The 26000-nt window shown below is 70.3% G+C and carries 33 protein-coding genes and 1 pseudogene; 16 read left to right on the forward strand and 18 right to left on the reverse strand.

Translation table 11 applies throughout. The features are described 5' to 3' along the window. The first annotated feature begins 32 nt into the window (after window positions 1-32). Genes AC3IYJ_RS20890 through AC3IYJ_RS20900 form a run of 3 tightly spaced genes read left to right on the forward strand, consistent with a single transcriptional unit; the run spans window position 33 to window position 2094 of the window. Window positions 33-770: an ABC transporter permease gene (locus AC3IYJ_RS20890; RefSeq protein ID WP_489396307.1), complete on the forward strand. Its 738-nt coding sequence runs from the start codon at window positions 33-35 to the stop codon at window positions 768-770. 2 nt (window positions 771-772) lie between these two features. After that, complete coding sequence (locus AC3IYJ_RS20895; protein WP_489396308.1) at window positions 773-1492, forward strand: sensor histidine kinase; 720 nt, start codon at window positions 773-775, stop codon at window positions 1490-1492. Beyond that, the gene (locus AC3IYJ_RS20900) at window positions 1489-2094 is read left to right on the forward strand and encodes a response regulator (RefSeq protein ID WP_489396309.1); all 606 of its coding nucleotides are present in this window, start codon (window positions 1489-1491) and stop codon (window positions 2092-2094) included. The genes AC3IYJ_RS20895 and AC3IYJ_RS20900 overlap by 4 nt, the downstream gene beginning before the upstream one ends. Window positions 2095-2137: 43 nt before the next feature. Here the strand turns inward: AC3IYJ_RS20900 and AC3IYJ_RS20905 are convergent, their stop codons facing one another. From AC3IYJ_RS20905 to AC3IYJ_RS20920, 4 genes are all read right to left on the reverse strand, one after another. After that, a complete protein-coding gene (locus tag AC3IYJ_RS20905; RefSeq protein WP_489402875.1) occupies window positions 2138-2746 on the reverse strand; it encodes a response regulator transcription factor in 609 nt (202 codons plus the stop codon). A 68-nt stretch (window positions 2747-2814) separates the two neighbouring features. Then, window positions 2815-4053 carry a sensor histidine kinase gene (locus AC3IYJ_RS20910; RefSeq protein WP_489396310.1) on the reverse strand — a complete coding sequence of 413 codons (1239 nt, stop codon included), beginning with the start codon at window positions 4051-4053 and terminating at the stop codon, window positions 2815-2817. 148 nt (window positions 4054-4201) lie between these two features. After that, window positions 4202-6523 carry a TOMM precursor leader peptide-binding protein gene (locus AC3IYJ_RS20915; RefSeq protein WP_489396311.1) on the reverse strand — a complete coding sequence of 774 codons (2322 nt, stop codon included), beginning with the start codon at window positions 6521-6523 and terminating at the stop codon, window positions 4202-4204. After that, window positions 6520-6690, reverse strand: a complete 171-nt coding sequence (locus AC3IYJ_RS20920) for a hypothetical protein (RefSeq protein ID WP_489396312.1) — start codon at window positions 6688-6690, stop codon at window positions 6520-6522. Before AC3IYJ_RS20920 ends, AC3IYJ_RS20915 begins: the two co-directional genes overlap by 4 nt. Before the next feature lie 240 nt (window positions 6691-6930). Here AC3IYJ_RS20920 and AC3IYJ_RS20925 point away from each other — a divergent pair, with 240 nt between their 5' ends. After that, window positions 6931-7455 (forward strand): hypothetical protein, encoded by a 525-nt coding sequence (locus AC3IYJ_RS20925; RefSeq protein WP_489396313.1) that lies wholly within the window; start codon window positions 6931-6933, stop codon window positions 7453-7455. A gap of 70 nt (window positions 7456-7525) precedes the next feature. Here AC3IYJ_RS20925 and AC3IYJ_RS20930 read toward each other — a convergent pair whose 3' ends face one another. From AC3IYJ_RS20930 to AC3IYJ_RS20940, 3 genes are all read right to left on the reverse strand, one after another. Next, window positions 7526-9640, reverse strand: coding sequence for an MMPL family transporter (locus AC3IYJ_RS20930; RefSeq protein WP_489396314.1), 2115 nt, complete (start codon window positions 9638-9640; stop codon window positions 7526-7528). Window positions 9641-9656: 16 nt separating this feature from the next. Continuing rightward, window positions 9657-9845, reverse strand: a complete 189-nt coding sequence (locus tag AC3IYJ_RS20935) for a hypothetical protein (protein ID WP_489396315.1) — start codon at window positions 9843-9845, stop codon at window positions 9657-9659. 590 nt (window positions 9846-10435) lie between these two features. Continuing rightward, complete coding sequence (locus tag AC3IYJ_RS20940; RefSeq protein ID WP_489396316.1) at window positions 10436-10891, reverse strand: MerR family transcriptional regulator; 456 nt, start codon at window positions 10889-10891, stop codon at window positions 10436-10438. Window positions 10892-11008: 117 nt separating this feature from the next. On the opposite strand from AC3IYJ_RS20940, the gene AC3IYJ_RS20945 reads away from it, so the two are divergent. Then, the gene (locus AC3IYJ_RS20945) at window positions 11009-11848 is read left to right on the forward strand and encodes an oxidoreductase (RefSeq protein WP_489396317.1); all 840 of its coding nucleotides are present in this window, start codon (window positions 11009-11011) and stop codon (window positions 11846-11848) included. Window positions 11849-11897: 49 nt separating this feature from the next. Here the strand turns inward: AC3IYJ_RS20945 and AC3IYJ_RS20950 are convergent, their stop codons facing one another. The 5 genes from AC3IYJ_RS20950 to AC3IYJ_RS20970 all read right to left on the reverse strand — a co-directional run bounded on the left by AC3IYJ_RS20950 (window position 11898) and on the right by AC3IYJ_RS20970 (window position 14109). Next, the gene (locus tag AC3IYJ_RS20950) at window positions 11898-12170 is read right to left on the reverse strand and encodes a hypothetical protein (protein WP_489396318.1); all 273 of its coding nucleotides are present in this window, start codon (window positions 12168-12170) and stop codon (window positions 11898-11900) included. 50 nt (window positions 12171-12220) lie between these two features. Further along, window positions 12221-12487: a hypothetical protein gene (locus AC3IYJ_RS20955; protein ID WP_489396319.1), complete on the reverse strand. Its 267-nt coding sequence runs from the start codon at window positions 12485-12487 to the stop codon at window positions 12221-12223. A gap of 40 nt (window positions 12488-12527) precedes the next feature. Continuing rightward, entirely contained in the window at window positions 12528-13103 is a 576-nt protein-coding gene (locus AC3IYJ_RS20960; RefSeq protein WP_489396320.1) for a DUF5994 family protein, read from the reverse strand. A 237-nt stretch (window positions 13104-13340) separates the two neighbouring features. Continuing rightward, window positions 13341-13571: a hypothetical protein gene (locus AC3IYJ_RS20965; protein ID WP_489396321.1), complete on the reverse strand. Its 231-nt coding sequence runs from the start codon at window positions 13569-13571 to the stop codon at window positions 13341-13343. A 73-nt stretch (window positions 13572-13644) separates the two neighbouring features. Then, window positions 13645-14109 (reverse strand): hypothetical protein, encoded by a 465-nt coding sequence (locus AC3IYJ_RS20970; RefSeq protein WP_489396322.1) that lies wholly within the window; start codon window positions 14107-14109, stop codon window positions 13645-13647. A gap of 693 nt (window positions 14110-14802) precedes the next feature. Between AC3IYJ_RS20970 and AC3IYJ_RS20975 the strand changes: the two genes are divergently transcribed. Beyond that, the gene (locus AC3IYJ_RS20975; protein WP_489396323.1) at window positions 14803-15720 is read left to right on the forward strand and encodes a hypothetical protein; all 918 of its coding nucleotides are present in this window, start codon (window positions 14803-14805) and stop codon (window positions 15718-15720) included. A 317-nt stretch (window positions 15721-16037) separates the two neighbouring features. Here AC3IYJ_RS20975 and AC3IYJ_RS20980 read toward each other — a convergent pair whose 3' ends face one another. The 3 genes from AC3IYJ_RS20980 to AC3IYJ_RS20990 all read right to left on the reverse strand — a co-directional run bounded on the left by AC3IYJ_RS20980 (window position 16038) and on the right by AC3IYJ_RS20990 (window position 17473). Further along, window positions 16038-16481, reverse strand: a complete 444-nt coding sequence (locus AC3IYJ_RS20980; protein WP_489396324.1) for a DUF2267 domain-containing protein — start codon at window positions 16479-16481, stop codon at window positions 16038-16040. Between the two features lie 63 nt (window positions 16482-16544). Further along, a complete protein-coding gene (locus tag AC3IYJ_RS20985) occupies window positions 16545-16940 on the reverse strand; it encodes a DUF2267 domain-containing protein (RefSeq protein WP_489396325.1) in 396 nt (131 codons plus the stop codon). Between the two features lie 98 nt (window positions 16941-17038). After that, window positions 17039-17473, reverse strand: a complete 435-nt coding sequence (locus AC3IYJ_RS20990) for an Hsp20/alpha crystallin family protein (RefSeq protein ID WP_489396326.1) — start codon at window positions 17471-17473, stop codon at window positions 17039-17041. A 129-nt stretch (window positions 17474-17602) separates the two neighbouring features. Between AC3IYJ_RS20990 and AC3IYJ_RS20995 the strand changes: the two genes are divergently transcribed. The 8 genes from AC3IYJ_RS20995 to AC3IYJ_RS21030 all read left to right on the forward strand — a co-directional run bounded on the left by AC3IYJ_RS20995 (window position 17603) and on the right by AC3IYJ_RS21030 (window position 22148). Beyond that, a complete protein-coding gene (locus tag AC3IYJ_RS20995) occupies window positions 17603-18271 on the forward strand; it encodes an HSP18 transcriptional regulator (protein ID WP_489396327.1) in 669 nt (222 codons plus the stop codon). Window positions 18272-18343: 72 nt separating this feature from the next. Further along, entirely contained in the window at window positions 18344-18652 is a 309-nt protein-coding gene (locus AC3IYJ_RS21000; protein WP_489396328.1) for an STAS domain-containing protein, read from the forward strand. Between the two features lie 86 nt (window positions 18653-18738). Continuing rightward, the gene (locus tag AC3IYJ_RS21005; protein WP_489396329.1) at window positions 18739-19095 is read left to right on the forward strand and encodes a PRC-barrel domain-containing protein; all 357 of its coding nucleotides are present in this window, start codon (window positions 18739-18741) and stop codon (window positions 19093-19095) included. Between the two features lie 30 nt (window positions 19096-19125). Beyond that, a complete protein-coding gene (locus AC3IYJ_RS21010; RefSeq protein WP_489396330.1) occupies window positions 19126-19293 on the forward strand; it encodes a hypothetical protein in 168 nt (55 codons plus the stop codon). 130 nt (window positions 19294-19423) lie between these two features. Then, a complete protein-coding gene (locus tag AC3IYJ_RS21015; protein ID WP_489396331.1) occupies window positions 19424-19612 on the forward strand; it encodes a DUF6381 family protein in 189 nt (62 codons plus the stop codon). Window positions 19613-20191: 579 nt separating this feature from the next. Continuing rightward, window positions 20192-20365 (forward strand): CsbD family protein, encoded by a 174-nt coding sequence (locus AC3IYJ_RS21020; protein WP_489396332.1) that lies wholly within the window; start codon window positions 20192-20194, stop codon window positions 20363-20365. A gap of 67 nt (window positions 20366-20432) precedes the next feature. Beyond that, window positions 20433-20609: a hypothetical protein gene (locus AC3IYJ_RS21025; protein ID WP_489396333.1), complete on the forward strand. Its 177-nt coding sequence runs from the start codon at window positions 20433-20435 to the stop codon at window positions 20607-20609. Window positions 20610-20939: 330 nt separating this feature from the next. Beyond that, window positions 20940-22148 carry a PP2C family protein-serine/threonine phosphatase gene (locus tag AC3IYJ_RS21030; protein ID WP_489396334.1) on the forward strand — a complete coding sequence of 403 codons (1209 nt, stop codon included), beginning with the start codon at window positions 20940-20942 and terminating at the stop codon, window positions 22146-22148. A 71-nt stretch (window positions 22149-22219) separates the two neighbouring features. Here the strand turns inward: AC3IYJ_RS21030 and AC3IYJ_RS21035 are convergent, their stop codons facing one another. After that, entirely contained in the window at window positions 22220-22558 is a 339-nt protein-coding gene (locus AC3IYJ_RS21035; protein WP_266879683.1) for a MerR family transcriptional regulator, read from the reverse strand. Between the two features lie 1221 nt (window positions 22559-23779). Between AC3IYJ_RS21035 and AC3IYJ_RS21040 the strand changes: the two genes are divergently transcribed. Further along, on the forward strand, window positions 23780-24079 hold the full coding sequence (locus AC3IYJ_RS21040) for a transposase (RefSeq protein ID WP_489396335.1): 300 nt from the start codon (window positions 23780-23782) through the stop codon (window positions 24077-24079). Beyond that, the gene (locus AC3IYJ_RS21045) at window positions 24076-24963 is read left to right on the forward strand and encodes an IS3 family transposase (protein WP_489396336.1); all 888 of its coding nucleotides are present in this window, start codon (window positions 24076-24078) and stop codon (window positions 24961-24963) included. The genes AC3IYJ_RS21040 and AC3IYJ_RS21045 overlap by 4 nt, the downstream gene beginning before the upstream one ends. A gap of 200 nt (window positions 24964-25163) precedes the next feature. Here AC3IYJ_RS21045 and AC3IYJ_RS21050 read toward each other — a convergent pair whose 3' ends face one another. Both AC3IYJ_RS21050 and AC3IYJ_RS21055 read right to left on the reverse strand, forming a co-directional pair. Further along, entirely contained in the window at window positions 25164-25367 is a 204-nt protein-coding gene (locus AC3IYJ_RS21050) for a cold-shock protein (RefSeq protein ID WP_202202768.1), read from the reverse strand. A 188-nt stretch (window positions 25368-25555) separates the two neighbouring features. Beyond that, window positions 25556-25750: pseudogene (locus AC3IYJ_RS21055) on the reverse strand (MerR family transcriptional regulator); the annotation flags it as partial. Between the last annotated feature and the right edge of the window lie 250 nt (window positions 25751-26000).

The following is a 26000-nucleotide window of genomic DNA, read 5'->3' on the forward strand; positions in this document are numbered from 1 at the left end:
GGTCCCCACCCCTCACGGAGGCTCAGTCCCCGATGGTTTCCTACCTGCTCTTCGAGGTGCGCCGCACCCTGCGCAACCCCCGGTTCCTCGTGATGACCCTGCTGATGCCGGTCATGATGAACATCGTGTTCGTCCAGCTCAACAAGGGCCGGATCGGCGATACTTCGGCGGCCGACTTCGCCTCGAACTACATGATGAACATGGCGGCCTTCGCCACGGTGTCCGCCTGCCTCTCGACCGCCGGCCACCGGCTCTCCCAGGAACGCGGCAGCGGCTGGTTCCAGCAGCTGACCCTGACCCCCCTGACCTCCGCGCAGGTGGTGCTGGGCAAGCTCCTGTCGGCGGTTTCGGTCGGCGTCCCGGCCGTCATCGCGGTGTTCGTGACCAGCGCCCTGGTCAACGGAGTTCACCTGCCGCCGGCCCGCTGGGCCCTGGCCCTCGCGGTCGTGGCCGTCGGATCCTTCGCCTTCAGCGCGCTGGGCGTGGTGATCGGCCTGCTGACCAGCGGCGAGACCTCGTACGCGGCCAGCATGATCGCGCTGATGTTCTTCGCCCTGCTCGGCGGCCTGTGGCTGCCCACCGAGATCCTGCCCGCCTGGGTCGCGAAGCTGACCACGCTCACGCCCTCCTTCCAGATCGCCGACTCGGGACGCACCCTGATCGCCGGCGGGATGCCCGGCTGGCAGACCCCGGTCGTCTTCGCGGCCTGGACCGCGGCGTTCGGGGCCCTCGCGCTGGCAGCGTTCCGCCGGGCCGCCCGGAAGCGGTAACGGTGGCCTGGTACGCCCCGTGGCGCCTGCGGCCGGCCCCGGTGGCCGACCCGGTGGGGGACCGGCTCGCCGCGCTGGCGGGCCGTCTCGGACCCGCCCGGGACCGGGCCGCCGCGGACCCGGCCCGGAGCGCGGAGTTACCGGGGCTGGAGAGGGACCTGCGGGTGATCCTGCACGAGGTGCGGTTCGCGGCCCCCGGCTACCGCCAGGTCCGCCTCGGGGCGGCGCTCGACCGTACGGTCACCACCCTGCGCGCGGTGGGCATCGAGGTCGACAGCCGGATGACGCCGGAGCCGCCCCACGGCCCGGACGCGGCCGACGCACCGGCCTTACGGGCCGTCCTGGACGCCCTGGAGCCACGGGTGTCCGACGCGCTGGGATGGGTGCTGCGCGAGTGCACCGCCAACATCCTGCGGCACAGCACCGCCGATCGGGTGCGGATCACGGTGGGCGTCACCGCCTACGGGGTCCGGCTGGCGATCGCCAACAACGGGGCCCCGCGGGCCCGCCCGGAAGCACCGGTCGGGCACGGTGCGGGCAGCGGACTGCCCAGTATGCTGACCCAGGTGTCAGTGCTGGGCGGGACGCTCCGAATCGAGTACTCCGGCACGGACTTCGAGGTCGTCGCCGAGGCGCCCATCGGCCCCGGGTCCACCGGCCGGGGGCCCACCGCCTTCGCCCCGGCCTCCGGGCCGCCCCGACGAGAGGAAGACATTCGGTGATCACCGTCGTGCTCGCGGACGATCAGCGGGTCATCGCCGATGCCCTCGGCCAGCTGCTCGACCAGGAGGAGGACATATCCGTCCTCGCCCTGGCCCGCGACGGCGACAAGGCGGTCGCCGCCATCCAGCGGCACCGGCCCGACGTGGCCCTGCTCGACATCGACATGCCGGGGCAGGACGGCCTCGCGGTGACCGCCTGGGTCAAGCAGAACCTCCCGCAGTGCCGGGTGATCCTCCTGACCTCCTTCGGACAGCCCGGGTACCTCACCCGCGCCCTGGCGGTCCAGGCCGACGGATTCCTCGCCAAGGACACCGAGGTCCAGGAGATCGTGAAGACCATCCGCCAGGTGGCGGCCGGTCGGCGGGTGATCGACGCCACGGTGGCCCTGACGGCCCTGACCGCCGTTCCCAATCCGCTGACTCCCCGCGAACGCGAGGTGCTGGAGGCCGCGGAGTCCGGTGCCCCGCTCTCCGAAGTCGCCGCCAGGCTCCACGTGGCACACGGCACGGTCCGCAACCACCTCTCCGCGGCGATCGCGAAGACCGGCAGCCGGACCCGCGTCCAGGCCGCCAGGGCGGCCCGCGAACGCGGCTGGCTCTAGGCCGTCTCTGCCCCGAGCCCTGGGACCCGTACCGCCGGGCCCGTCAGGAGATCCAGCCCGCCTCGCGGGAGATCCGGATCGCGTCTATGCGGTTGCGGCCGCCGACCTTGACCACGATCGACGTCAGGTAGTTGCGGACGGTGCCCTCCGACAGGTGCAGGGCCCGCGCGATCTCCGCGACCCGTGCGCCCGGGGAGGCCAGCTGCAGCACCTCGGTCTCGCGCGCGGTGAGCGGGCACTCCAGGCTCTCCCAGACCGACATCGCCAGCTGCGGGTCGATCACCCGCTGCCCGGCCGCCACCGACCGCACCGCGGCGGCCAGTTGCTCCGGCCGGGCGTCCTTGAGCATGTAGCCCGACACCTGGGCGTCCAGGGCGCGGCGCAGGGTGCCGGGCTGCCCGAGGCTGGTGAGCATCAGCGTGCGGCAGGAGGGCAGTTGCGCGGCGAGCTGCGCGGCCGCGGCCAGTCCGTCGAGGCCTGGCAGGTCGACGTCGAGCAGCGCCACGTCGGGCTTGTGCAGCAGGGCGGCGGGCAGGATCGCGTCGCCGCGGGCGACGTCCGCGACCACCTCGAAGTCGGGTTCCAACCCGAGCAGCGCGACCAGTGCGCCGCGGACGATGTGCACGTCCTCGGCGAGCAGGATCCGCACCACGGGCGACTCGGGCGCTTCGGAGGTCTCGGACGTCACGGGCTTCTCGGGGGGCGTACCGGGTACGGCCATCAGGCGGCCATCCTTCGCGACAGCCTGCGCAGCACCTTCAGCGGCTGGAGTTCCGGCCCCGGGGACGCCGGAGCGGGCTCGGCGGGCACCGTGGCGATCAGCTGGAAGCGGCCGTCGGGACACAGGCCGAAGGTGAGCTCGCCCCCCATGGCCCGGACCCGCTGGCCCAGGTTGCCCAGCCCGCTGCCGCCGTGCGGATCGACCTCGCGGACCCCCGCCTCGACGCCGTCGTTGACCACCGACAGCCGGACGGAGCCGTCCCGCTGGACGGCCTCGATGACGCAGCTGCGTACCCGGCTGTGCCGGAGCAGGTTGGTCATCCCCTCCCGCAGCACGGTCGCCAGTACGGTGTCCACCGCGGGCGGCAGCTCGCCGACGGAGACGGTCAGGCTCGCATCGACCTCGGCGGCCCGCAGCACCTCCCGCGCGGAGGCGCACTCCTGCACCAGCGACATGTCCCGGTAGCCGCTGGCCACCAGCCGGACGTCCGCGAGCGCCTGACGGGAGATGTCGAGCACCTCGGAGACCTCCTCGCGGGCGCGCTCCGGGCTGGCCGGGAGCAGCCTGCGGATCAGTTCGCTGCGCAGCGAGATCGCGGAGAGGCTGTACCCGAGCAGGTCGTGCAGATCGCGGGCGAAGCGCAGCCGTTCGTTGGTCACGGCGAGCCGGGCCAGCTCGCTGCGGGTCTCGTGGACCACGACGACGAGTTCGGTCAGCCGGGAGATGCCGTACACCACGATGCCGGTGAGCCAGGTGGACTGGCCCATGTAGATGATGTCGGCGACCGGCAGCCCGGCGAAGCCGGCGTAGAGCATCATCAGCACGCCGGTCAGGCCGAACAGCGCCCAGCCGATCCGGGTGGGGAGCAGCAGCAGGCAGGAGGCCGCGAAGAAGCCGCCCATGCTGCCCCACTGCCAGTGGAGGACCATGAGCGGCAGGAAGGTCAGCGCCGCCTGCACGGCGAGCGGAACGATCCTGCGGCGCAGCGGGGCGCGGCGGGTGTCCGGTGAGGAGTGCAGGAGTTGGAGTGCGAAGACTCCGAGGACCCCGGCCATGCTGGCGAGCACGGCGAGGATGCTGAGGCTCTCGCTCAGGATGTTGAGCAGGGTGATCAGCAGGTAGGACGCGAGGATCGCGTAGAGCATGGCGCGGGCCAGTCTGGGAGCCATGCTCTCGGCGGCGTCGGCCAGCCTCTGCGGTGTCCGGGGTGCTTGGGAGGCGCTGTGGTCGTCGTTCATTCCCGGCCCCCTCGCTGCCCAGTCCGCATTCCGGACCGGAGCATACGATATGAGTACCGTCCGCGGAAATAAACGGAAGGCCAAGCGGAACGCCTCTGCCGGACCGCCGTCCACCCGATCTGACCAGCCACTCCTCGACGGGCCGGGACTACACGAACAGCGGAATCGGATTGAGGTCGGCGAAGCCGGTCGGCGTCTCCAGCCGCCCCAGCGCCACCGGTACGTCGTACAGCCGTCCGGGGCCGAACCGGGCCCAGAAGTGCCGCAGTCCCGGCACGATCACCTTGGCCACCGGCAACCCGATGTCGGGCCGCGTCTGGTCGAGGACCAGCACCTCAAGGCCGTGGCGCCGGGTCAGTTCGACCATGGCGTCCAGGTCGTCCCTGATGTCCGTCCGCGGCGGGTGTTCCCAGCCGCCGGGCCGCCGGGCGGGCCGCGTCCCGTCCGGCAGCAGGTACGGCTGACGGGCCACCGTCTCGGTGGTCCACCAGGTGTACGGCTCCTCTTCCTTGAGGGCGTACCCGCTGCCGTCGGCCCTGGCGTCCGCGACGGCGGGCAGCAACTGGCCCATCTCCGTCATCGCCCTGCGCAGTGCCACGCCCGGGTCGAGGTGCGCGCCGAAACCGAAGAGCACGTCCTCGGCCGGCTTGTCGGTCCGTCGGGACAGCGCCGCCATCACGGGGATGCCCAGGTCGGCCGTCAGGTCCAGGACCCAGACCTCGCGCCCGATGGAGCGGTACTCCTCGCGCAGCGGGCCCAGCCAGGGCTGGTCCTCGCCGAAGGCGTCCAGGTCCACCGCGGGCTGCCGGGTGCGGTTGTACCACCAGAGCGCGACCGCGTCGCGTTCCACCAACTCCAGGAACCCCTGGAGGATCGCGTCCTCCAGGGTGCCGCCCGCCGCGTTGCCGTTCGAGTCGGCCCGTGGCGTCCCCGGCCGGCCCGCGCCGGCCGAGAAGTAGAGGAGGGAGGTCGGCACCAGGCGCTGGCGTTCCGCGGTCAGGGACCAGACGGGGGTCCAGTCCACCAGCTCGTCCTCGTCGAAGGGCGCCGGGACGTGGTGGAAGGCGGAGTGCGCGGCGTTCCACACCTCCCGGTCCCGGTACTGCCGTTCGTCGTAGAGCTGGATCTCCGACGGGTGCACGGCCACCGGGCCCAGCTCCCGGTAACGGGCGCGCAGCGAGGGCTCGTCACCCTGCCAGGAACCGGAGTACCGCTCCACGGCCTCGCACAGGGCGCCGACCCTCGCCTCCTCGGGGTTGAGGCCCTTGCCGCCCGACAGGGCGCGCAGTCCCGCCCGCAGACCGCCGAGGGTTTCCGGGGCGAGCGCCAGGTTGTGCCCCGACACGTAGCTGTGCACGAAGGCGGGGCAGCGCGGGTCACGGCGCACGTCCTTGACGATGCCCGTCACCGGATCGATCAGGTGCCCGTACCGGGCGAGCATCTGCTCCGGGGTCAGCACCCGGTGTCCGTTGCCCGGCAGCCGGTTCTTCGGCTGCGAGGACAGTTCGACCGGGCGGCGCACCCGGGCCGCCACCAGTCCTCCGTCACCGCACTCGGGGCACTGCGGCCTGCGCGTGACCGGGTGCGGGCCGCCGCGCAGGGTGAGCGTGTCGAGGGTGTGGACCGCGCCCTGTCCCTCGTGCCGGAACCCGGCCAGCCACTTGGCGGCCTCCAGGACGGCGGTGTGCAGGCCGATGGCCCGTCCGGCTTCCAGCGAGGCCTCGGCCCGTGCGAGCGGTCCCGTCACCCCGAGCGCCTGCTGCAGGGGCAGTTCGGAACGCCGGTGCCCTTGCAGCCGGGTGCGCAGGCAGTGCCAGCAGGCCCCCTGCCCCGGCTGGAAGACCGGCCCCGTCCACGGCTCGGCGCCGACCGGCCTGGCCAGCAGCCAGGGACGGCCCGCCGCCCGGTGCCGGGCGTCCACCTCGGCGAGCTCCGGGTCGAGGTAGTCGGCGCACAGGACCAGCGAGAGCGCCGCCGCCTCGCCGTCGCCCGCCACCCGGATCCCCGAGCGGCGGCAGGCCTCTTCGGCCTCCCCGGCGTCCGTTCCGGCCAGTGCGACCACCTGCACGCAGCCCTGGGCCAGCTCCTCGCCGGCCCGGCCGCCGTCGAGGCCGGCGAGGTCCCAGTACGCCTCGGCCGCCCCGGCCGCCCCGGCCGCCCCGGCCGCCCTGGCCACCGGGTCCGCCGGGTCCGCCGCGGGCGCGGCGACGGTGCGTACGAGACCGCCGGCCACGAGGCTGCGCAGGGCCGGCACGGCCTGTTCCCGGGGCAGTTCCGCCGCCGCCTCGTCGAGGATCTGGGCGCAGGTCCGGCTTCCGTCGAGCAGCGGCGCCAGCACCTCGGCCGGCCGGCCGCGCAGGGCGGTCACCGCTCGGGGCGAGACCAGATAGGCGGCCTCGTCCGGTACGACCGTCAGCCGCAGGTGCCGCTTGAACCCGAGCGGCGCTTCCGCCGTCCCCCCGTCCGTCATGCCGCGATCCCGGCCGTCCTCGCGGTGTGGGCCGGCAGCTCGTTCTGGCGGACGCAGAAGGTCAGCATCGCGACCGCGTCCGGGCCCAGCGCGTCCAGGTCCTCGATGACGATGCCGCATTCGGCGTCGGCCTGAACCGGAAGTGTGAGCAGTGCGGTGGCGTTCATGAGCGGTCTCCCCCTGTAGCGGCGGCCCGCGGGTCGGCGGGCCTTTTCTCTGCCGCAACAGAGTCTTCATGATCGCTCGGGTCCGTCACCAGTTGCCGACCCTCACGTTCCCGGTATGAATTCTTCATACCGGCACCCGGTGCCCGGGAGGGCCCGGTGCCCGGGACGCAGATCACAGGCGGCAGAGGCTCTACCCGTTGGTAGGTTGGCATCCGCAACGAGGCAGTCGGGGGGATCGGGATGGGGACACGAATCGGGCGCCGGGGCGCCGCGGTCCTGTGGGCACGGGCCGCGGCCGGCCTGGCGGCCCTGGGCGCAGTCGCTTGGCTGCTGGCACGCGCCGTGGCCCCGCCGCAGGGATCCATGGAGGCGTTGACGGGGCGGGGATCCGCAAGCCTCGCCGCTTCGATGCTGGGCGCGGTCACCGCCGGGTCCTGGATGGCCGCGGCCGGTGCGCTCGGCATCGCGCTGGTCATCGGGGCGCTGGCGACGGTGCGCGGCTGGTGGCAGGCCGGCCGCCGCTCGGGCATGAGCACCGGGGCCCTGCTGGCAGCGGGCGCGGCCGGCGCGGCGGTCCTGGCCTGGGCGTACGGGCTGCTGGAGGACACCGTCCCCGAAGGCTCCATCGAGGTCCGGTCGCACCCGGGCGCCGCGGGCCTCATGGAAATCTCCTACGGACCCCAACTCGCCGCGATCGCGCTGACGGCCGCGACGGTGGCCCTCGTCCAGGGCTACCGCCGCACCGTTCGCCGCCAGACGGCTTAGATCGAAGAAGGCCCAGGTCGCTGACCTGGGCCTTCTTGTAAGAGACACCCCTAGCCGCGACGGAAGGCCGTCACACGCCTCTGAGGGCGGGTTCGAGGTCGGGCTCGGCCGCCGCCGACGGCCGGGGGACGTCGTGGTCCCTGAACAGCCTGCTGGGCCACCACATCCATCGACCCACGTCCAGGGTCAGCGCGGTGACCAGAACCGACCGGACGATCATGGTGTCCAGCAGCACGCCGAACGCCACCGCGAACCCGAGCTCGGCCGCGAACACCAGCGGCAGCGAGGCCATCGCCGCGAAGGTGCCCGCCAGCACCAGACCCGCTGAGGTGATCACACCCCCGGTGGTGGACAGACCCAGCAGCGCGCCGCGCCGCGTGCCGTGCAGCAGCGCCACCTCGCGTACCCGGGTGACCAGGAAGATGTTGTAGTCGATGCCGAGGGCGACCAGGAACACGAACGTCAGGAGCGGGAAGGAGGCTTCCGCGCCGGCGAAGTGGAACACGTGGTTGAACACCAGACTGCTCACACCGAGGGCCGCTCCGAACGACAGCACCACCGTCGCCATGAGCAACAGCGGTGCGACGACCGCCCGCAGCAGCAGCGCGAGGATGAGGAGCACCACCACCAGCACGATGGGGATGATCACCCTGGAGTCACGGGCGGCCGCTTCGTGCGTGTCGAGCATGATCGCCGTGCTGCCGCCGACCTGGGCGTCCGCGCCCTCGATCCCGTGGACCGCGATCCTGGCCTTCTCGACGGTGCGTATCGCGGCCCTGCTGCTGGGGTCGTCCTCGAGCTCCCCGAGCATGATGGCCTCGCCGTCCTTGACCATCGGCTCGGAGACACCGACGACTCCCGGTACGCCGGACAGCGCGGTCCTCACCTGCTCCGCCGAGGCGGCTCCGGCCACGACGAGGACGGGGTCGCCCGCCCCGGCCGGGAAGTGCTCGGACTGGATCCTCTCGCCGACGGCCGTCTGCGGCGTGCCGGTGAACTGGTCCTTGTTGGAAAGCCCGTCGGCCTTGAGCCCCAACACCCCGATCGCCATGGCGCCGAGGACGAGCGTGGTGCCGATCCACACGATCCGCGGCCGGCGCGAGACAGTGGCGCCGACCCGGTTCCAGATGCCCTCCCCGGTCGCCTCCGCGGACCCGTACGACGGCTTCACCGGCCAGAAGATCCAGCGGCCGCAGACGACCAGCAGGGCCGGCATCAGGGTGACCATGGCGAGCAGCCCGACGAGGATGCCGACGGCGCAGGCGGGCCCGAGCCCCTGCGTGGAGCTGAGGGTGGCCAGCGTCAGCAGCATCAGGCTGACCGCTACGGTCGCGGCGCTGGCGATGATCGCGGGACCGGCGCGGTACAGGGCCTCCGCCATCGCCTCGTGCCGGTCCTCGTGCCGCAGCAACTCCTCCCGGTAGCGCGAGATGAGCAGGAGCGCGTAGTCGGTGGCGGCGCCGAACACCAATACCGTCAGGATGAAACTGGTCTGCTTGTTGACGACGAGGCCGGCGTTCTTCGCCAACAGGTAGATCACCGCCTCCGACGTGACCAGGGCGACGCCCACGGTCAGCAGCGGCAGCAGGGGCAGCAACGGGCTGCGGTAGGTGAGCAGCAGCATCACGACGACCACCAATGCGGTGATCGTGGTCAGGGCGCCCCCTCCGCTGAACGCCTTGATCGAGTCGGACGCGTGACCGGCCGGCCCGGTGACGTGGAAGCCGAGCCCGTTGGCGTTCGCCCGACCCACCTCGGTCATCGCGTCGACGGTCTTTCCGATCCCTTCCCAGCCCGTCTTGTCCTTGCGGACCTGCACCACGGTCTGGATGGCCTTGCCGTCCTGGGCCTTCAAGGGCCCCTGAGGCGGCCCCACGACGCCCTCCATGCCCTTGAAGACCTCGCTGTCGGCCCGTGCCTCGGCCATGTCGGCGGCTGTGACGCCCTCGGGCCGGTCGTAGACCACGATCGCGGGCACGGTATCGGCGCGCTGGAAGCCCTCGGCCCGGGCGACGACCTGGGTGGCCTCCGAATTCCCGGGCAGCCAGGCCGAATTGTCGTTCTTCTCGACGTCGCCGAGCTGCCCGGCCAGCATCAGAACCGGGATCAGCAGGGCCGCCCAGACCGCGAGGACGACCCACTTCCCCACTCTTCCACCGGGCAACGAAGCCAGTCTTCGCATCATGTTGATTCCTCAGTGTTCAGTCGACGTGGGCGAACGCGTCGGGATCGGCGACGGCGCGGTTCCCGCGCACCTGATTCCCGTCCGGAGCGAGATCGAGGACGAGACCGGCACGGCGCACGCCGCCGACGAACAGCGGCTCAAGGCGGCTCCCTCCGCACAGGACGGCCGGTGGGTCGGGCGGTCGGGCGGGCGGGCTATAGGACATGGAGGGTCTCCCGTCACGGATGCGTTCCGGACTCCGAGCGATTCAGCCCCCCGGAGTGTGAGGCCCCACCCCCAAAATGTGACCCAAGCCACACGCCAACCCCCCGCCGCAAGCGAGCGCGCACCACCCCCGACGGGGTGGCTGCTCTGGTTGCGCCACTGCGCTGCTGCGCCACTGCGCCACTGCGCTGCTGTACCGCAGGATCCGGGTGGGGGTGGCTATGGAGCGAGACGAGTTGGAACGACTGCTGGCTGGTGACGACGAGGTGTCTGCGGCCGCCCTGGACGCCCTCCGCAGCGGTGCCACCTACGACCCACCCTTCGCGCGGACCACCGAACCGAGCCGTCCAGGTCGCCACCACTCGCCGACCACCGCCCCTGTGTGGGCCTGGTTCAGTGGGGGTCTCCTCTCAGTAGTCGGAGAAGTTCCAGAACATGCCCACCTCGGTGTCCGAGACGACGATCAGGCCGTAGTCCTCCGAGTAGACACTCAGTGGGCTGTACCCCCAGTGCGACGTCGTGAAGTCGAGCGTGCCGGGCGCCCAGGACTTCTGGTCGACGGAGATGTGGTGCCGGCCTTTTGGATGGTGGTCATGCGCTGGCCGGCGGATGGCACTCCTGGGGGATGTCGGCCTGCGTGGCGGCGGCCGGGCGGGATGGGTTCCAGAGCCGGTCGGCTTCACCGCGGGCGACATGGTCCTCGTAGATCCGCACCTTGTGCCGCATCACGGCCAGGGTGTCCTGCAGTTCGCGGATCTGCGCCTCCACGTGGCTTTCGTGCCGGCGCAGCAGCTGAAGGCGCTCGTGTTCGTTGCCCGGGCCCCGGCGGGCCAGCTCGACGTACTGCCGGATCATCGCCAGGGGCATGCCGGAGGAGCGAAGCTTCGTGCAGACGGCCAGCCACTCCAGGTCTTCCTCGTGATAGATCCGGCGGCCGTTGGACAGGCGGCGCACCGGGTTGGCGAACAGGCCCTCCCGCTCGTAGAACCGCAACGCGTGCACGCTCAGCCCACTGCGTCGTGCCACCTCACCGATGCTCAGGTCCATGAGCCCCCTCCCTCACGCAGCTGTTGATCTAGACACGACTCTAGGTTCTAGCGTCGAGATGTCGGCCCATCGGCCATCGGTCCATCGGCCCATCCGGGCATAGGAACAGGGGAGATCATGAGCGTTTGGTTTGTCACCGGAGCATCGCGGGGGCTCGGCGCGGAGATAACCCGGGAGGCGCTGGACCGCGGGCACAGCGTGATCGCTACGGCGAGGGACGCGTCAGCGGTGCTACGGGCCTACCCGCACGAGCCGGACGGGCTGCTGGCGGTGGACGCGGACGTGACCGAACCGGAGCAGCTGAGGGCTGCGGTGGAGGCCGGCCTGGCGAGGTTCGGCAGGCTGGACATCGTGGCCAACAACGCCGGTTACGGCCTCGTGGGCGCGATCGAGGAGACCTCCGACGCGGCCGTCCGGGCACTGTTCGACGTCAACGTCTTCGGCGTGCTCAACACGTTGCGGGCGACCCTGCCGACGTTGCGCGCCCAGCGCTCCGGACACGTTCTGAACATCGGCTCGGTGGGAGGCTTCGCCACCGCGCCGGCGGTGGGTCTGTACGGCGCGTCGAAGTTCGCCCTCGAGGGCATCTCCGAGGCGCTGCACGGCGAGCTGGCCCCGCTCGGTGTCCGCGTCACGATCGTGGAACCGGGCGGGTTCCGCACCGACTTCCTCAGCAAGCTGAGCATGCGGGTCGAACCGGCCTCCATCGCCGACTACGCCGCCGGTGCGGGTCCGGTGCGCGAGGCGCTGGCCGCGAACGACGGCCGCCAGCCGGGTGATCCGGTGAAGGCCGCGAAAGCCGTCGTCGACATCACGGAGGCGGCCGATCCGCCGCTGCGCCTGCAGCTGGGTGCGGACGCGGTGGAGCGCATCGAGGCGAAGCTGGATCTGGTGCGACGTGAACTCGACCAATGGCGCCACGTCGCACTCTCCACCGGAACCGGAGAAGCCGTGTGACTGGGTACTACCCACGTGCGTGCCATGCCCTTCACGTGTGCAGGGAGATTCAGCCGTGTTCTTCCTCTTCGGCCTCCATGCGGCGGATTCCTTCGTGGGTGAGGGTGACCATCGCCGGGGTGTTACCCGGTTCCCAGTCGACGCTGATCAGGCCTTCGCCCGCCAGGTAGGTGCAGGCGGCGGCCAGGTCCTGTTCAGGTACGTGGAGGTCGCGCCGTAGCTGTGTTCCGGTGACGCCAAGGAGGCGGTTGCCTTCGACGGCTTCGTACAGGACCCGGAGCACCTCGTCGCGGTAGGTCCTGCGTTCGCGCAGTGTGGCCATGACCGCGTCCTTTCGTGGGTGTGGGTGGGCTCCGGGGGCTGTGGGGTTTCTCAGGTCTCGTCGGAGTGGGCGCCGGTGCCGACGGGGGTCCGGCTGGCGGCCAGCCAGGAGCGGACGGGGCCGGCGGGTGTGGCCGTGTCCACGGTGAGGTGGAGGCGGGTGTTGCCGTCGAGGCCGGGATAGCTGCGCTGTTCCGCGCCGGCGAAGCAGCCGCGCAGCGCTTCTGCGACCGCTCGCGCGGCTTCGGGCGTGTGCGCGATGATCCGTACTTCGGCCTGCCCGAGCGACGGCAGCGTCTGGGTCTCGATGTACTTCATGGGGGCGTGTTCCCTTCGTAGTGGGTGGCGGATTCGGAGCTCACCTCCAGCCGTTGCCGGGCAGCGGGAGGGTGCGCCGGTCGAGCGGAGTTCCGAAGGGGGACATGCAGGCTCCGCCTTCGCTCTCCCAGCCGGCTTCCTGGCGCTGGGCCTCGCGGATGCCGCGCCCGATGGCGGCTTCGTTGGCCATCAGGGTGCTCGGGGCGAGGACGCTGCCCGGGATCGCGGCGCAGGCCATCAGCCGGGCCGCGGCGGCGGGCTCGGTCTCGGGCGGGACGACGAGGAGGTCCCAGCGGCCGACGGTGTAGGAGAGCAGGATCAGGCTGTCGGGGTCCTGTTCGGTGAACCAGCCCACGTGCAGCGTCTGCTGTCCGGTCACGGGAATCGTGTGCGGGATGACGGGCCAGCGCGTGGGGTTCACAGTGACGCGCGTGATGCGCCCCCAGGGCTCTGCCAGGGCGGCGGCCAGCGCGGGAAGCTCGGTCTCGAGGTCGCGGGCACGGGGCCACCAGGCGCCGTCCAGCCGGCCCGCGAGAGTGGTCCGAGGCGTGAGCGAGAGGCGAGCCGGGGCGAGGGGAGCACGCACCCGGGACTCGGCGCGGTAAAGGGTGGTCATATCGCGGACCCGTCCCCGGACCGTTCGCGAGCGGTCCGGTGCAGTGATCGCCGGAAACGACGTCCCGCAGCGGAGCGGGTGTGCGAAATACTCCCGGTCTCTCTACCGTACTCCGGTCGAAGGTCCAGGAAGCAGGTTCTGACCAGGTATTTTCCGGCCGCGACGGTTCGGACGGAGCCCGTCCGGGGTGACTGCGGATCGGCCGGGCTCCGGGCTTGTGGGCGAGTAGTGCTCCGGTCAGAGCGTCTCGTCGTGCAGGTCTTCCTCGCGCAGCAGGTCGTCCTCGCGGCGGCGCGAGGTCTCCTCCCGTCCCTGCCCCTGGCCCTGTCCCTGCTTCTGTGCCTGCTCGCGGGATGACCTGCCGGGCTGGGAGTGCGCCGGGTCTCCGGGGCGATGGTGCTCCTGAGCCTCGCGGCCCTTGCTCGGTTCCTTGCCCGGTTCCTTGCGCTTGTCCTGCCTACCGCCCATGACGGCGACTCCTCTTGACGTGTCGGGTACGGATTCCTCCCGATCACGCTGGCACGCACAGCGACGGACTGCATCATGTCGACGAAGAAGCGAGGCGCACGGGTGACGTCCGTCCCCGATGCGGCGGCATCGGCACCGACGTTCCGGTCAGACCGTCGGCTTCTCGAAGGGAGCCTCGCTGCCGGCCCAGAAGTAGATGCGGGTGGTGCCGGTCTGGAATTCGTGTACGTAGACGTTCGCGCACAACCTTGAGGGACTCGCTTTGGGGCGTCTTGGCGTCGTGGGGGCAGATGCTGCCCGTACGCATGCCTTCGACGAAGGTCTCGGGTTCGGGGAGTCCGAGGTGGGTGAAGCCGTCGACGCGGGTGTAACCAGGCTTCTCCGGATGCCGGTTGAGGGCCATCTCGGAGCCCTCGCTTCGAAGCGGCCGCACAAGCCGGTCCGCCTCGGGGGTCGTGACGGTGAAGGCGAGCAGCGCGACGTCGTACTGCCCGTTGCTGTGGAGCCCGGCCCGCCGATCGGTGGCCGTCTCCGGCACCTGGACCCCCATCGTCCTGGCCACCCATTCGGGTGTGGCGTTCTCCGCCCAGCAGCACGGCTGCCGTGCCTGCCCGGCCCCATCCGGCTGCCGCAAGCCGTACGTGACCGTCAGGACCACCCCGAGGAGACCGAGGACGCACAGGCCCGAGAAGATCCAGGCGCCGATGGCCGGACGCCGCTGCCAAGGCTTTCTCCTCCCGGCCCCGGCAGGAGCCTCAGGACGGTGGCCCATCGGTCGACGTCCCCCTCCTCCGTCCCGGGCGTGGCGGCCGGGTTCACTGCGCTCGCCGGTCCGTCCGGGCCCGTCGCTTACGATCTCGGAACTGGCCGCCGGTATGCGCGGTCACATCAGCTGGGGGGCTGGGATGCTGCAATCGTCGGGGCTGGGACCGGACGTGGAGGCCGTGCAGCCGGCAAACGCCTCGGGGTGTCCCTGCGCACCGTCCGGCAGGACGAGCGCCGGCAGACGGCTGCGGACGCACGGGCGCTCATGACCGACCGACCGTGGCAGGGCCATGGTCACCGACCCGAGCGGTGCGCAAGTGCCGCTGGACTCCCGAACAGGTCAAGACAATGGAGCAGGTCCAGGCCGCTGACCTGGGCCCTCGTTTTGGCTCCCGCGGGGCCAGAAGGGACCCAGGCGGGGGCATACGCAGCCACGTAGACGGATACGGAAAGAAGCCGAATGGGCATGGTGGGAAAGAGGGTTGGCTGGTCCGCTGTGCTGGGGCTGCTGCTGCTGATATCGCCCGCGGCGCATGCGAACGCGGCGCATGCGAACGCGGCGCATGCGGTCGCGACGCAGAGCGAGGATCCGCCGGACTCCACGCCACCCATGGGAGCGCGGCTGTCCGCGCGCCCCGGTGAGCGGCTCAGCTTTGCGATGCCCTCGTACCTGCCGGGGCTGAACGGGGACTGGGTGGTCTCCGAGATCTTCGTCGAGCACGGGACGCTGAGGATGAACGATCCGGTGATCACCGCTGCGGCCATCGTGAGGTGTGACACCAGGCCTGGTGTCTACCCGGTCGAGACGGCCGGGCCCGACAGCCGCGCTGGTGGCGCCAAGGGCAACGTCTGGGTGACCGTAGAGGTGGCGGACATCGACGAGGCCGAACGCAAGGCATGCCCCGCCAAGGTTGCGGCCCTTCCCCTGGAGCAGCCGGAGGAGCACTGGCCCGCAGGGGCATCCTGGCCGCAATCGCCTTGGGACGTACGGACGTTCAAGCCCGGCGACAAGGTGACGCTCGCGGGCTCCGACGCGGACCTGAGGTTCGGCGACACCCTCACCTCGCGGGGCTTCACCAGCCAAGCTGTCATGCACGGCGCCAAGGGAATGTCGGCCGCGGCTGCGATCCGCTGCGATGCCAAGCCCGGTCTGTACGAGGTCCACTGGGTGGGCGGCGGCGAGGTCTGGGCCCGATATCGGGTGGTGCAGATCGACGATGCGGCCCGCCGCTCGTGTCAGGACCAGGCGGCAGAAACTGCCATGGACCCCTGGCTCCTGGGCAGCGGTGCGGCAGGCGCCGCCGTGGCCGCGCTGGTTGTGGGCCTGGTGCTCCGGCGGAGGCGGCACGCGGCAGCCGTAACGCCCCCTGTCCAGTCAGGCTGAGCTCGAAAGGACGTTATGGTCCGGGCACCGGCCTGGAGAGCACGGCAACACCAAAGCCCCAGGTCGCCGACCTGGGGCTTTGCTGTGGAGCGGATGACGGGAATCGAACCCGCGCTCCTAGTCCTCCTCCGTCCCGGGGGTCTCCATGACGCCGCCCCCCTGACGGCACGACCAGCAGAACACCCCGGGTTTCTGCAGGGACATCTCCGTCCCGGGTTCCGCGCCCGGAACGTTCAGGTGATGGCCCGTACTGAACACCAGGCGAGGTGGGGGCTGGGGTGGCCGCCGCGGATCCGGGGCCGGATGGGCGCCGATGATCAGATGGCGGGCTGGGGCTGGCGCAGTTCCGCCTGGCCGAAGAGGAGGGCGTAGCCGCCGGGGAGCTGGTGGAGGATGCGGGCGAGGAGGTCGGGTCCCGCGAGGCGGGTGACGACGGCGAGTACGGCGCCGGTGTCCCAGCGTGCGGCGGCGGGGGTGGCGCCGGTGCGGGTGGCCAGGTCCTTGACGAAGCCCCAGCCGGTGAGCTGTTCGGTGTCGGGGATCTGGGCGGTGAGGGTGAGGGCGGCCTCGACGGGCAGGCGCTGTGCGAGGTCGACGCGTTCGTCTCCGGTGATTTGCCGGCCGAGGGCGGCCAAGACGGTGCGGACGGCTTCCTCGGCGCGTTCGCGGGTGGGGTACGCGCCCTCGTAGCGCACACGTTCCAGCATCTGCTCGAACGTCATGGTGGGCGGGGCCGGGTTCGGTCGAGGCTGGTCGTACATGGTGCTGCGGTTGCCTTTCTCTTCGAGGGTCTGGCCCGCTGCGGACGGTGCGGGCGGGGGTGGTCAGGCGGGTTGGGGGTGGCCGAAGAGGAGGTCATAGCCGGGCGGGAGCTGGAGCAGGACCTCGCGCGTGAGGACATCGCCTGCAGCGGCGGCCACGGTGGACAGGACCGCGCCGATGTCCCACAGGGCCGTCTTCTCGGTGGCGCCTTCGATCCAGGCCGCGGTCGCGCGGACGAAACGCTCGGGAGGGAGCGGTTCCGTGGCCTGCAGGGGGTTGAGCAGGATCAGGGCGTAGGTCTCGGGAAGCCGGGCCGCGAGCTCGGCCCGAACGGTGCCCACCAGGTGCGCGCCCAGCAGGGCCAGGACGACGCGGGCCGCCCGTTCTGCTTCAGCCGGAGTCTGGTATTCGCCATGTTCTTGGACGTGGGCCAGAAAGGCTTCCCTGCGCAACGTCATCACATCACCTCCAGGGAGGGGTGAAGGGTGAAGGGGGGCGGAGGGCGGGGTGCCGGAGGGGGAATCGGTTCCCCGTCCTCCGCTGCCGGCGGGGTTGGTCAGCCGGAGATCTGCCTGCGGCCGGACTCGCCGCCGATGGTGATCTTGCGGGGCTTGGCGCGCTCGGTGATCGGGATCCGCAGGGTCAGGACACCCGCGTCGTAGTCGGCTTCGATGCGCTCGGTGTCCAGGGTGTCGGCCAGCATGATCTGTCGGGAGAAGACGCCCAGGGGTCGCTCGGAGAGCTCCATCTGCACGCCGTCGGACTTACCCGTGGGCCGGCGCTCGGCCTTGACGGTCAGCATGTTCCGCTCTACGTCGATGTCGATCGCCTCGGTGCTCACGCCGGGGAGGTCGAAGGCGATCACGTATTCGTCGCCCTGGCGGTAGGCGTCCATCGGCATCACGGACGGCTTCGACCACGTGCCCGACGTACCGGACAGCTGCTGGACGATCCGGTCCATCTCGCGGAACGGGTCAGTGCGCATCAACATCGCGAAACACCTCCAGTTGGTTCAGGCAGAAACTGCCAATGCGCTTCAACGTGCTCCCGTTGTAACATGTCATCGAAACGATGACAAGCAAGATGTCACCTGGAGGGTGACAGGGTCGCGGGGAGTGCCATGAACGAGTCTGCCGAGTCGACAGCATCCATCCCCTTCGTTGCCGCCGCCGCGGCGCTGGAGGCCATCAACCAGGCCGTCAAGGACGCGCAACAACCCTCCGCCAGATGGCAAACGGCCGAAGCGACGACCCCACCGGGCTCGGGCCCCCACCCTGCTCTGGCCGCACTGCTGACGCTGCGCGAGGTCCGTGAGCAGCTCGCCGGCTGGGAGAGCGGACTGATCGAAACCGCACGCGGGCACGGAGCGAGCTGGGCCGATCTCGCGGGACCCCTGGGGGTCGCCAGCCGTCAGGCCGCCGAACGCCGTTACCTGCGACTGCGCCCCGGCACCGCCGGAAGCACCGGCGACCAGCGTGTCCAGGCCACCCGTGACACCCGCGCCGCCGACCGCACCGTGACCGCCTGGGCCCGCGACAACGCAGCCGACCTGCGACGGCTTGCCGGCCAGATCACCTCCCTCACCGGTCTCCCCGCCAGCGCCGAGAGCGCCGTCGGCGACCTGAACCAGGCCCTCGCCGAGAACGACGCCGCGCGCCTCGTCCGCCCCCTGACCGACACGCGGCCCCACCTGCGACCCGAAGACGCCGACCTCGTCGAACGCATCGACGCCCTGACCCGGCACACCGACCAGCTCCGCCAGAACACTCACGACCAGCGCAGCACGTGACCCGTTCCCCGTACCGGCGCTGACCAACACGCCTTCGGGGGCCACGCCTGTAGATCGAAGGAGTGATCCACCATGGGCGAACGCTTTCCCCAGGAAGCCGGTGCCGGCGACATCGCCGTAGAGGTCCTGGACCATACGGTGGCGGTCCGGCCCACCGGCGAGATCGACATCGAGATGGCCCCCTCGCTGAGGTTCGCCATGGCCGAGGCCCTCGCCCATGCCTCACCGGCCAGAGCGCTGGTGGTCGACTGCAGCGGCCTGACCTTCTGCGACTCCTCCGCGCTCAACCCACTCCTCGACGCACGGCGTGTGCACCCCTCTGGCGGGAGCCCCCTCAGCCCAGATGCACAGAATCGGTGTGACGGGCGAGGCCTTGCTTAGGGTGTGCCGAACTGGTTTCCCCCGTCAGGCGGGGGCAGGCTAGGAAGTGCACCGGCCGGGCTGTGATCGTGCGAAGGGACCTGAGAATGATCCAGGCAGCGGACATTCGCGAGTGGCGTACCCACGACGTGGTCGACTCGGGCGGGCACAGGATCGGCGCCCTGGAGGCCATCTACGTGGACACCAGCACGGACGAACCGGCCATGGCCACCGTGCTGGTGGGGCTGCCCACCCGGCACCGGCTGGTCTTCGTTCCGCTGGTCGGCGCGATCGTCGGGCCGGGGTACGTCAAGGTCGACTACGACAAGGCGCTGGTGAAGAAGAGCCCATCGATCGGTACGGACGACGTCTTGCCTGCGGAGGAAGAGGCGAGCATCTTCCAGCACTACGGCCTCACCTACCGGCCCGGTGCGGGCGGCGAGCGGCAGCTCGCGCGCCGCTGAGCCCCATTCGCTCTAGGAGGTGTCCACGTCGTGAAGGTCTTCTTGATCCTGGTCATCGTGGCGATGGTGCTGGGCATCATCGGCGTTGCTGCCAAAGGCATGCTCTATTTGCTGTTCATCGGCATCCTGCTCTTCGTGGCGGCCCTGGTCTACCTGGGCCTGCGCGGGCGTCGCGCCGGACGCCGACACATCCGCTGAGAACACCGGGTGACCTTCGGTACCCGGCCTGTGCTGCGGGGATAGCGGTGGGTGACCGTTCGGGATGCGCGGGCGTGGGGGTGCTGTTTCGCTGGTGGCATCCGCTCTCCCCCAGATCCCAGGAGTGATCATGAGCGTTGCAGGCGAGTCCGGCAGCCGTGCCCAACAGATGCGTGACCAGGCGGCCAAGCTTGAGCAGGCCGCGGAGCGTGCCACCGACCCGGCGGAGCGCCAGCGGCTGAAGGACAAGGCGATGCGGCTCTCGGAGCAGAGCAAGAAGGAGAGCGAGCGGGGCCTCGGGGACGTCGACCCCATGTGACGGCCCTGAGACATGTACCGGCCGGTGGCTTCCCACGCGATCCTCTCTGCGTGAGGGAGACACCGGCCGGTGTTTTGCGTACAACGGCGGGGTGGTGGCAGGCGGGTCAGTGGGCCGGGCGGCGCCAGTGCAGTACCGATCTCACGGCGAGGTAGAGCATTTCGGCGATGAGGAGCAGTACGCCGGCGGAGATTCGCGGACGCGAGTGCCGGAGGCGCGCCGGGGGCCGTGGGGCGGCCGTGCTGTGCGCATCCTCGGCGTCGGGGGTCGTGCGGGAACGAGTGTTCCCCGCGGGGGCAGGTGCGGCTACCAGTAATGCCGCCGTCCGCCGACCTTGTGTCCGACGGATCCCAGGATCCACAGGAGGACGCCGACGACGACACGTCGCGCCGGGGGACCACCGTCGGCAACGACCGCGCCGATGTCGTGGACCAGCGTGGCATCGCCCGCCCACAGGCGACGGGTGGGCGGGAGCCCAACCCGGGCGGAGAGCACCGGAGGGGGCTCAACCCGTTCACACACCGATCGGAGCCCCGGTAGGTCTCCACATGCCGGAGCACTCAGGAAGGGTGGCCAGCTATGAGTATCGGCAAGAAGATCGCCCACAAGGCCGAGGCGGTCGAGGGCGGTGCCAAGAAGGCCGTTGGCCGTATCACCGGCAACTGGCACCTGCAGGCCGAAGGTCGCGGTGACCAGGTGAAGGGCAACATCAAGCAGGCCGGGGCGAAGATCAAGGACGCCTTCAAGCACTGACCACTGCGCCCGTCCTGCCGACAGCACGGCGGGTCCCCGGAGGTGCCAGGTATGGCCATCAGGAAAGGTGCCGCTGGCCGCGCTGGCCGCGCTGGCCGCGCTGGCCGCGCTGGCCGCGCTGGCCGCGCTGGTCGGCGGGTCCGCAGGAGCCCGTTCAGGTGATGAGACGTCCAAGGAGTACACCGCCAGGGTGTTGACCTGGCCCATGCCGGGCGTGCGCGCTACGCCTGTGGCCGGACAGTGACTCCCAGGCAGCGATGGCGACGACGCTCCCCGAGTACGCGGGCCGCTGCCCGCTGTTCGGGTGAAGCAGCTCGGCAGCACGGCCTGCACGGGGCGTAGCGGCCTACTGGCGTACGGGTCCTCGTGCAGGGTTGGGAACGGCCGGCCCAGCGGGTAGTCCGGATCAGTGCCGGGTGTGGGCTTCGGGTGCTCCGGGAAGAGCGACGGGGAGCAGGTCCCGGGAGAGGCCGACTTCCCATCGTGTCGGAGGAGGAGAGGAGCAACCATGCCCCCGACGGAGCCAGATAGGGGCGCCGGTCAGGGGCTCGGCGGCGGTGAGCGGCCTGCGCAGATGGATCTCGCGGACACGCTCGCGGCAGCGGAATCCGCCTCCCCAGTCGAGTCGTTGGATGTCGTCGCCCGGATGCTCAGGGACCGCCTGAACGCTGCTGCGGTCACGTTCCTGATCGTGGACTTCAGCGGTTCGTCCGTGGTGCGGCTCGGGGCAGCCGACTACGTCGAGGCCGGTGACCCCCCTGAGCGCATCGCTCTGCCGGGCACCCTCTACGCGGACGTATTGCGCACACAACGGCCTGCCGTCCAGCTGGAGGGCGACGGTCTGGTCAGGGTGGTGGCGCCCGTCACCAACCGCGGTGACGCCATCGGCCTGCTCGAACTGTTCCTGCCGGACCATCCCGACGACGACGGGATGAGGCAGATCGCCGCGACCGCGCACGCCCTGGCCTACATCGTCATCGCCAACCGGTCCTTCACCGATGTCTATCAATGGGGCCGCCGTACGCGTCCCCTGAACCTGGCGGCCGAGATCCAGCACCGGCTCCTCCCCGCCTCACTGGCATGTGAGGCGGCCCAGTTCACGGTCGCCGGAGCACTGGAACCGGCGACGTACGTCGGCGGTGACACGTTCGACTACGTCGTCGACCGCGACACCATGCAGCTCTCCGTCACCGATGCCATGGGCCACGACGTGGAAGCCGCGCTTCTCGCCACCCTGGCCGTGGGCGCCCTGCGCAGGGCGCGACGTGCCGGGGCCGATCTCGAAGAACAGGCTGTCGAGGCCAACCAAGCGATCGTGGACGACGGCAGGCGGGGCTTCGTCACCGGACAGCTGCTGCGCGTCAGCCTGCTCGACGGGTCCACCGAGTTCGTCAACGCGGGGCACCCCTGGCCGCTGCGCCTGAGGCAGGGAAAGGTTGAGGAATTGGTTCCCCAAGTGGATCTGCCCTTTGGGGTCCGGCCACGTACCGGTTACCGGGTGCAGCGGCTGGACCTGCGGCCGGGTGACCGGCTCGTGATGCTTACCGACGGCATGCTGGAGCGCCGCGCCGTTGATGTCGACCTGTTCTCCCTGATCGTGAGCACAGGCGATCTCCACCCACGTGAGGCCGCCCGCGCCCTGGTCGCAGAGGTTTTGCGCGCCCATGACGGACGTCTCCAGGACGACGCGACGGTCATGTGCTTGGACTGGCACGGTACGCACCAGGCCACGCGCAGCGCCGACGCCGGGGCGGACCTCGCAGAAGCCTCGCCGCCCGAGTAGCACTCCGTCCAGCGCCCGAGCCGCGGGCCGAGATGATCGTGAGCCCGCCGATGCCGACGGGCGCGATCACCTCAGGCCGAGGCGGGTGGAGCGGAGGATTCGCTGGCGCGGCGGTATTCGGCGTTGATGCGTTGGGCTTCTTCGAGTTGGTCTTCGAGGATGATGATGCGGCAGGCGGCGTCGATCGGGGTGCCTTGGTCGACGAGTTCGCGGGCGCGGGCGGCGATGCGCAGCTGGTAGCGGGAGTAGCGGCGGTGACCGCCGTCCGAGCGGAGCGGGGTGATGAGGCGGGCCTCGCCCAGGGCGCGGAGGAATCCCTGGGTGGTGCCGAGCATGGCTGCGGCCCGGCCCATGGTGTAGGCGGGGTAGTCGTCGTCGTCGAGACGGCCGAACGAGTCATCTGCTGTCATTGAACCTCTTTCTGGAACGCGTGGAGGGGCCCTGGTGCCTATGGCACCAGGGCCCCGAAGGAACTACTACACCATCTGCCGGCCCTCATACTGCGCCGGCCTCCTGTGTCCGCGGACCCGACTCATGCGTGATCGGGATGCGGGGATCGCGGTTGCTTGACCGGAGACCACCTCACTAACGATGTCCTGCGGTACCCGGGCTTCGACCTGCCGGCCCGGGCGATCCTGATGGCGCTAAGCTCCTCCGTTCTTCCCTCGGTGATCAACTGCTTACCAAGCGGGGGACTGCGTACTGCCGGTGTTGCTCACTGCTCTACTGCGTACCGCCTGTACTGCTTGCGGCCTGCCCTAGCGCCACGTTTCGGCAGCCAGCCCCGTCGCCCGTCGTGCGTCTGCTCTGGCTTGGAACCCCACTGCCGAACTTCCCGGTGCGCGCGCCCGCAGCCGACGCCTTCACCGAGGTGCTGCTCACTGACTTCACTGCTGGGTACTGCATGTGGTGGCCCCTGATCACTGCGGGCCACCCGGTCCGGTCGTCAGTCCCGTCGCCGTCCTGCACCAGCCCTGGCTTCGGAACTCCACCACCGCACCGCTCTGCGCACTGCAACTACGGGTACCGCGTGTACTGCTGCCCGGCAGTTCATCTCTGCCAGGCCCTGCTGTCTCTCTGGGCTACGAGAGAAACCATAACCACGCCACCGCCCAATGTCTACTCCGACCGAGATAGATTTACTCTCGGCTGGTCGGAAGGTAATCGGGCTCGAACACGGCTGCTTCCCGGGACTGCCCAGCTGGACCTGGACACCGGACGCCCGCCGGATTCGCCACGCCACTGCGGCGAGCGGTTGTCGATCCCGGCCGCTCCCGCTGCCCTGTCGACCTGGGAAGTCGATCACGACCGAAACCCGGTCTCGTGCTCCTTGCGCCCTCTCCTGCCCTTGGAAGGGACGGCGGCTCACGTCTCCGAGCTTCCCCATGCCGACCACGCCCTGACCGAACCGGCCTGACGCGATCACGGGCTCACCGTCATGGCCCTGCGTGCCCCTGCCGGCCAGAGGTAAGCGGGACAGAGCGGCACTGATCCCACGCGAGGACGTCGCGGGACGGGGTGAAGGAGACGGACAGCCGCCGGTCAGTCTCCCCGTCGGTCGGTCTGAACCTTCCCCTTGATCGTGGACACCTGGAGACTGGGACCCGAGGTTCCAGAGGAAGTAGCACCAGGTGGGAAGCAAGTACACGAAGCGGTACACCGAGGAGTTCAAACGGGACGCGATCGCGCTCGTCGACTCCACGGGTAAGACGGTCACCGCCGTCGCCCGGGACCTGGGCATCAGCTCGGAGTCCCTGCGCGGCTGGTACCGCCAGGCCAAGACGGACCGGGGCGAGGGACGGCCCGGTGAGCTCACCATGGCCGAGAGGGAGGAGCTCAAGCGGCTGCGCAAGCTCGCCGCCGAGCAGGCCAAGACCATCGAGGTACTGCGAAAAGCCGCGGTCTTCTTCGCGAAGGAGAGCGATCGGTGAACGACACGTACGCGTTCATCGAGGCGGAGAAGACCACCCACGGCGTCGCTTTCCTCTGCAGGCTGCTGAAGGTGGCCCGCTCCTCTTTCTACGCCTGGCTCGCCGCGGCGAAGTCCCGGGCCTCCCGCCTGGCAGCCGACGAGGCCCTGGTGCACGAGATCGCCGTCATCCACGTCGCCTCCCGCCAGACCTACGGTGTCCCGCGCATCCACGCCGAACTGCGGCGGCTGGGACGGTGCGTGAACCGCAAGCGCATCGCCCGTCTGATGCGCGAGCACGGCATCCAGGGCGCCCACCGTCGCAAGAGACGATCGCTGACCCGGCCTGACAGGAAGGCGAAGCCGGCACCGGACCTGATCAGCCGCGACTTCCACGCCGAGATCCCCGGCGCGAAGCTGGTCGGCGACATCACCGCCCTGCCCACCGGCGAGGGCTGGCTCTACCTCGCCTGCTGGCTGGACCTGGCCACCCGCGAGGTCGTCGGCTACTCCATGGCCGACCACCACCGCGCCACCCTCGTCGTCGACGCGTTGAAGATGGCTGCCGGCCGCGGCCGCCTCAGGCCCGGCTGCATAGTGCATTCGGACCGCGGTAGCGAATACACCAGCAACCAATTCCGGTGTGAAATAGCCGAGTTGGGCCTCCGCCAGAGCTGCGGACGCACCGGATCCTGCTTCGATAACGCCGCCGCGGAGAGCTTCTGGGCCCTACTCAAAGAAGAGATCGGCACTCGCGTCTGGCCCGACCGGGCCACCGCCCGTGCCGAGGTCTTCGACTTCATCGAGACCTTCTATAACCGCCGCCGGCTCCGCAAGCACAAGGTCTTCGGCTACCTCACCCCAGCCGAGACCCGACAGCGGCAACAGCACACCCTCGCCGCGTAACGAACGAGTGTCCGAGATCACGGGGAAACTTCAGTCCGCTACAGATGCAGATCAGGGCCGCGCAGCAAACGCTGCGCGGCCCTGATCTGGTACTCCTCGGATCCCGCCGGCATCGCAGATGTCCGCTGGGCGGCGCCCGCGAGCTGTATGGACAGCCGTGAGCGCCGATCGCGGTGGCCGCGCGGGCGTGGTGGGGAGGGCTAGGCCGGGTTGATGTTCTCGGCCTGGGGGCCCTTCTGGCCCTGGGTGATGTCGAACGTGACGACCTGGCCCTCCTGGAGCTCGCGGAAGCCCGAGGAGTTGATCGCGGAGTAGTGGGCGAAGACGTCCGGGCCGCCACCCTCCTGGGCGATGAAGCCGAAGCCCTTTTCGGCGTTGAACCACTTCACAGTTCCCGTAGCCATGTCTTATGCCTTCCAGTCGATGAACGCCTCCCGCTCCATGCGGAAGGCGGAGGTGATCGTCCTGGTTCCTGCGGCACTGCACAGCAAAAGAACCACACCAAGGCGTGGGTAAAGGGGACTTCCGAACCACGACAGCTAACGCAGACGCTACACGCCCCAACAGCCCGTCACCATGGGGAGCAAGGTTCGCGGGCGGCGATGCGCAACTGGGAGCGGGAGTAGCGGCGGTGACCGCCCTCGGAACGCAGCGGGGTGATCGGGTGTGCCTCTCCAATGGTGCGGAGCAAGGCCTGGGTGGTACCGAGCACCTCTGCAGCCCGGCCCATCGTGTGGGCGGGGTAGCCGTCTTCGTCGAGACGACCGAACGAGTCGTCTGCTGTCATCGCACCTCACTGCGCAACAGGTGGAGGAAGGAGGCGGAGCGCAGTGAGGGGCCCTGGCGCGTACGACGCCAGGGCCCCGAAGGAACTGCTACACCATCTGCCGGTCCTGTTACTGCGCCGGCCTTCTGTTTCCGCCGACCCGGCCGAGATGCTGCCGGGGGTACGGGGATCGCGGTTGCTTGACCGGAGACCACCTCACTATCGATGTCCTGCGGTACCCGGACTCAGACTTACGTCCGGGCGATCCTGA

The organism is Streptomyces sp. GL_140 (assembly GCF_057834465.1).

Bases quoted from the DNA above. Each gene is read 5' to 3' on its own strand.
- AC3IYJ_RS21020 (WP_489396332.1), top strand. From the start codon at position 20,192: ATGAGTATCGGCAAGAAGATCGCCCACAAGGCCGAGGCGGTCGAGGGC.
- AC3IYJ_RS20935 (WP_489396315.1), bottom strand. From the start codon at position 9,845: ATGTCCTATAGCCCGCCCGCCCGACCGCCCGACCCACCGGCCGTCCTG.
- AC3IYJ_RS20920 (WP_489396312.1), bottom strand. From the start codon at position 6,690: ATGAACGCCACCGCACTGCTCACACTTCCGGTTCAGGCCGACGCCGAA.
- AC3IYJ_RS20925 (WP_489396313.1), top strand. From the start codon at position 6,931: ATGGGGACACGAATCGGGCGCCGGGGCGCCGCGGTCCTGTGGGCACGG.
- AC3IYJ_RS20985 (WP_489396325.1), bottom strand. From the start codon at position 16,940: ATGACGTTGCGCAGGGAAGCCTTTCTGGCCCACGTCCAAGAACATGGC.
- AC3IYJ_RS20930 (WP_489396314.1), bottom strand. From the start codon at position 9,640: ATGATGCGAAGACTGGCTTCGTTGCCCGGTGGAAGAGTGGGGAAGTGG.
- AC3IYJ_RS21050 (WP_202202768.1), bottom strand. From the start codon at position 25,367: ATGGCTACGGGAACTGTGAAGTGGTTCAACGCCGAAAAGGGCTTCGGC.
- AC3IYJ_RS20890 (WP_489396307.1), top strand. From the start codon at position 33: ATGGTTTCCTACCTGCTCTTCGAGGTGCGCCGCACCCTGCGCAACCCC.
- AC3IYJ_RS20915 (WP_489396311.1), bottom strand. From the start codon at position 6,523: ATGACGGACGGGGGGACGGCGGAAGCGCCGCTCGGGTTCAAGCGGCAC.
- AC3IYJ_RS20950 (WP_489396318.1), bottom strand. From the start codon at position 12,170: ATGGCCACACTGCGCGAACGCAGGACCTACCGCGACGAGGTGCTCCGG.
- AC3IYJ_RS20990 (WP_489396326.1), bottom strand. From the start codon at position 17,473: ATGTTGATGCGCACTGACCCGTTCCGCGAGATGGACCGGATCGTCCAG.
- AC3IYJ_RS21035 (WP_266879683.1), bottom strand. From the start codon at position 22,558: ATGACAGCAGATGACTCGTTCGGCCGTCTCGACGACGACGACTACCCC.
- AC3IYJ_RS20995 (WP_489396327.1), top strand. From the start codon at position 17,603: ATGAACGAGTCTGCCGAGTCGACAGCATCCATCCCCTTCGTTGCCGCC.
- AC3IYJ_RS20910 (WP_489396310.1), bottom strand. From the start codon at position 4,053: ATGAACGACGACCACAGCGCCTCCCAAGCACCCCGGACACCGCAGAGG.
- AC3IYJ_RS21015 (WP_489396331.1), top strand. From the start codon at position 19,424: ATGAGCGTTGCAGGCGAGTCCGGCAGCCGTGCCCAACAGATGCGTGAC.
- AC3IYJ_RS20975 (WP_489396323.1), top strand. From the start codon at position 14,803: ATGGTGGGAAAGAGGGTTGGCTGGTCCGCTGTGCTGGGGCTGCTGCTG.
- AC3IYJ_RS20980 (WP_489396324.1), bottom strand. From the start codon at position 16,481: ATGTACGACCAGCCTCGACCGAACCCGGCCCCGCCCACCATGACGTTC.
- AC3IYJ_RS20955 (WP_489396319.1), bottom strand. From the start codon at position 12,487: ATGAAGTACATCGAGACCCAGACGCTGCCGTCGCTCGGGCAGGCCGAA.
- AC3IYJ_RS21000 (WP_489396328.1), top strand. From the start codon at position 18,344: ATGGGCGAACGCTTTCCCCAGGAAGCCGGTGCCGGCGACATCGCCGTA.
- AC3IYJ_RS21030 (WP_489396334.1), top strand. From the start codon at position 20,940: ATGGATCTCGCGGACACGCTCGCGGCAGCGGAATCCGCCTCCCCAGTC.
- AC3IYJ_RS20960 (WP_489396320.1), bottom strand. From the start codon at position 13,103: ATGACCACCCTTTACCGCGCCGAGTCCCGGGTGCGTGCTCCCCTCGCC.
- AC3IYJ_RS20940 (WP_489396316.1), bottom strand. From the start codon at position 10,891: ATGGACCTGAGCATCGGTGAGGTGGCACGACGCAGTGGGCTGAGCGTG.
- AC3IYJ_RS20945 (WP_489396317.1), top strand. From the start codon at position 11,009: ATGAGCGTTTGGTTTGTCACCGGAGCATCGCGGGGGCTCGGCGCGGAG.
- AC3IYJ_RS21005 (WP_489396329.1), top strand. From the start codon at position 18,739: ATGATCCAGGCAGCGGACATTCGCGAGTGGCGTACCCACGACGTGGTC.
- AC3IYJ_RS20965 (WP_489396321.1), bottom strand. From the start codon at position 13,571: ATGGGCGGTAGGCAGGACAAGCGCAAGGAACCGGGCAAGGAACCGAGC.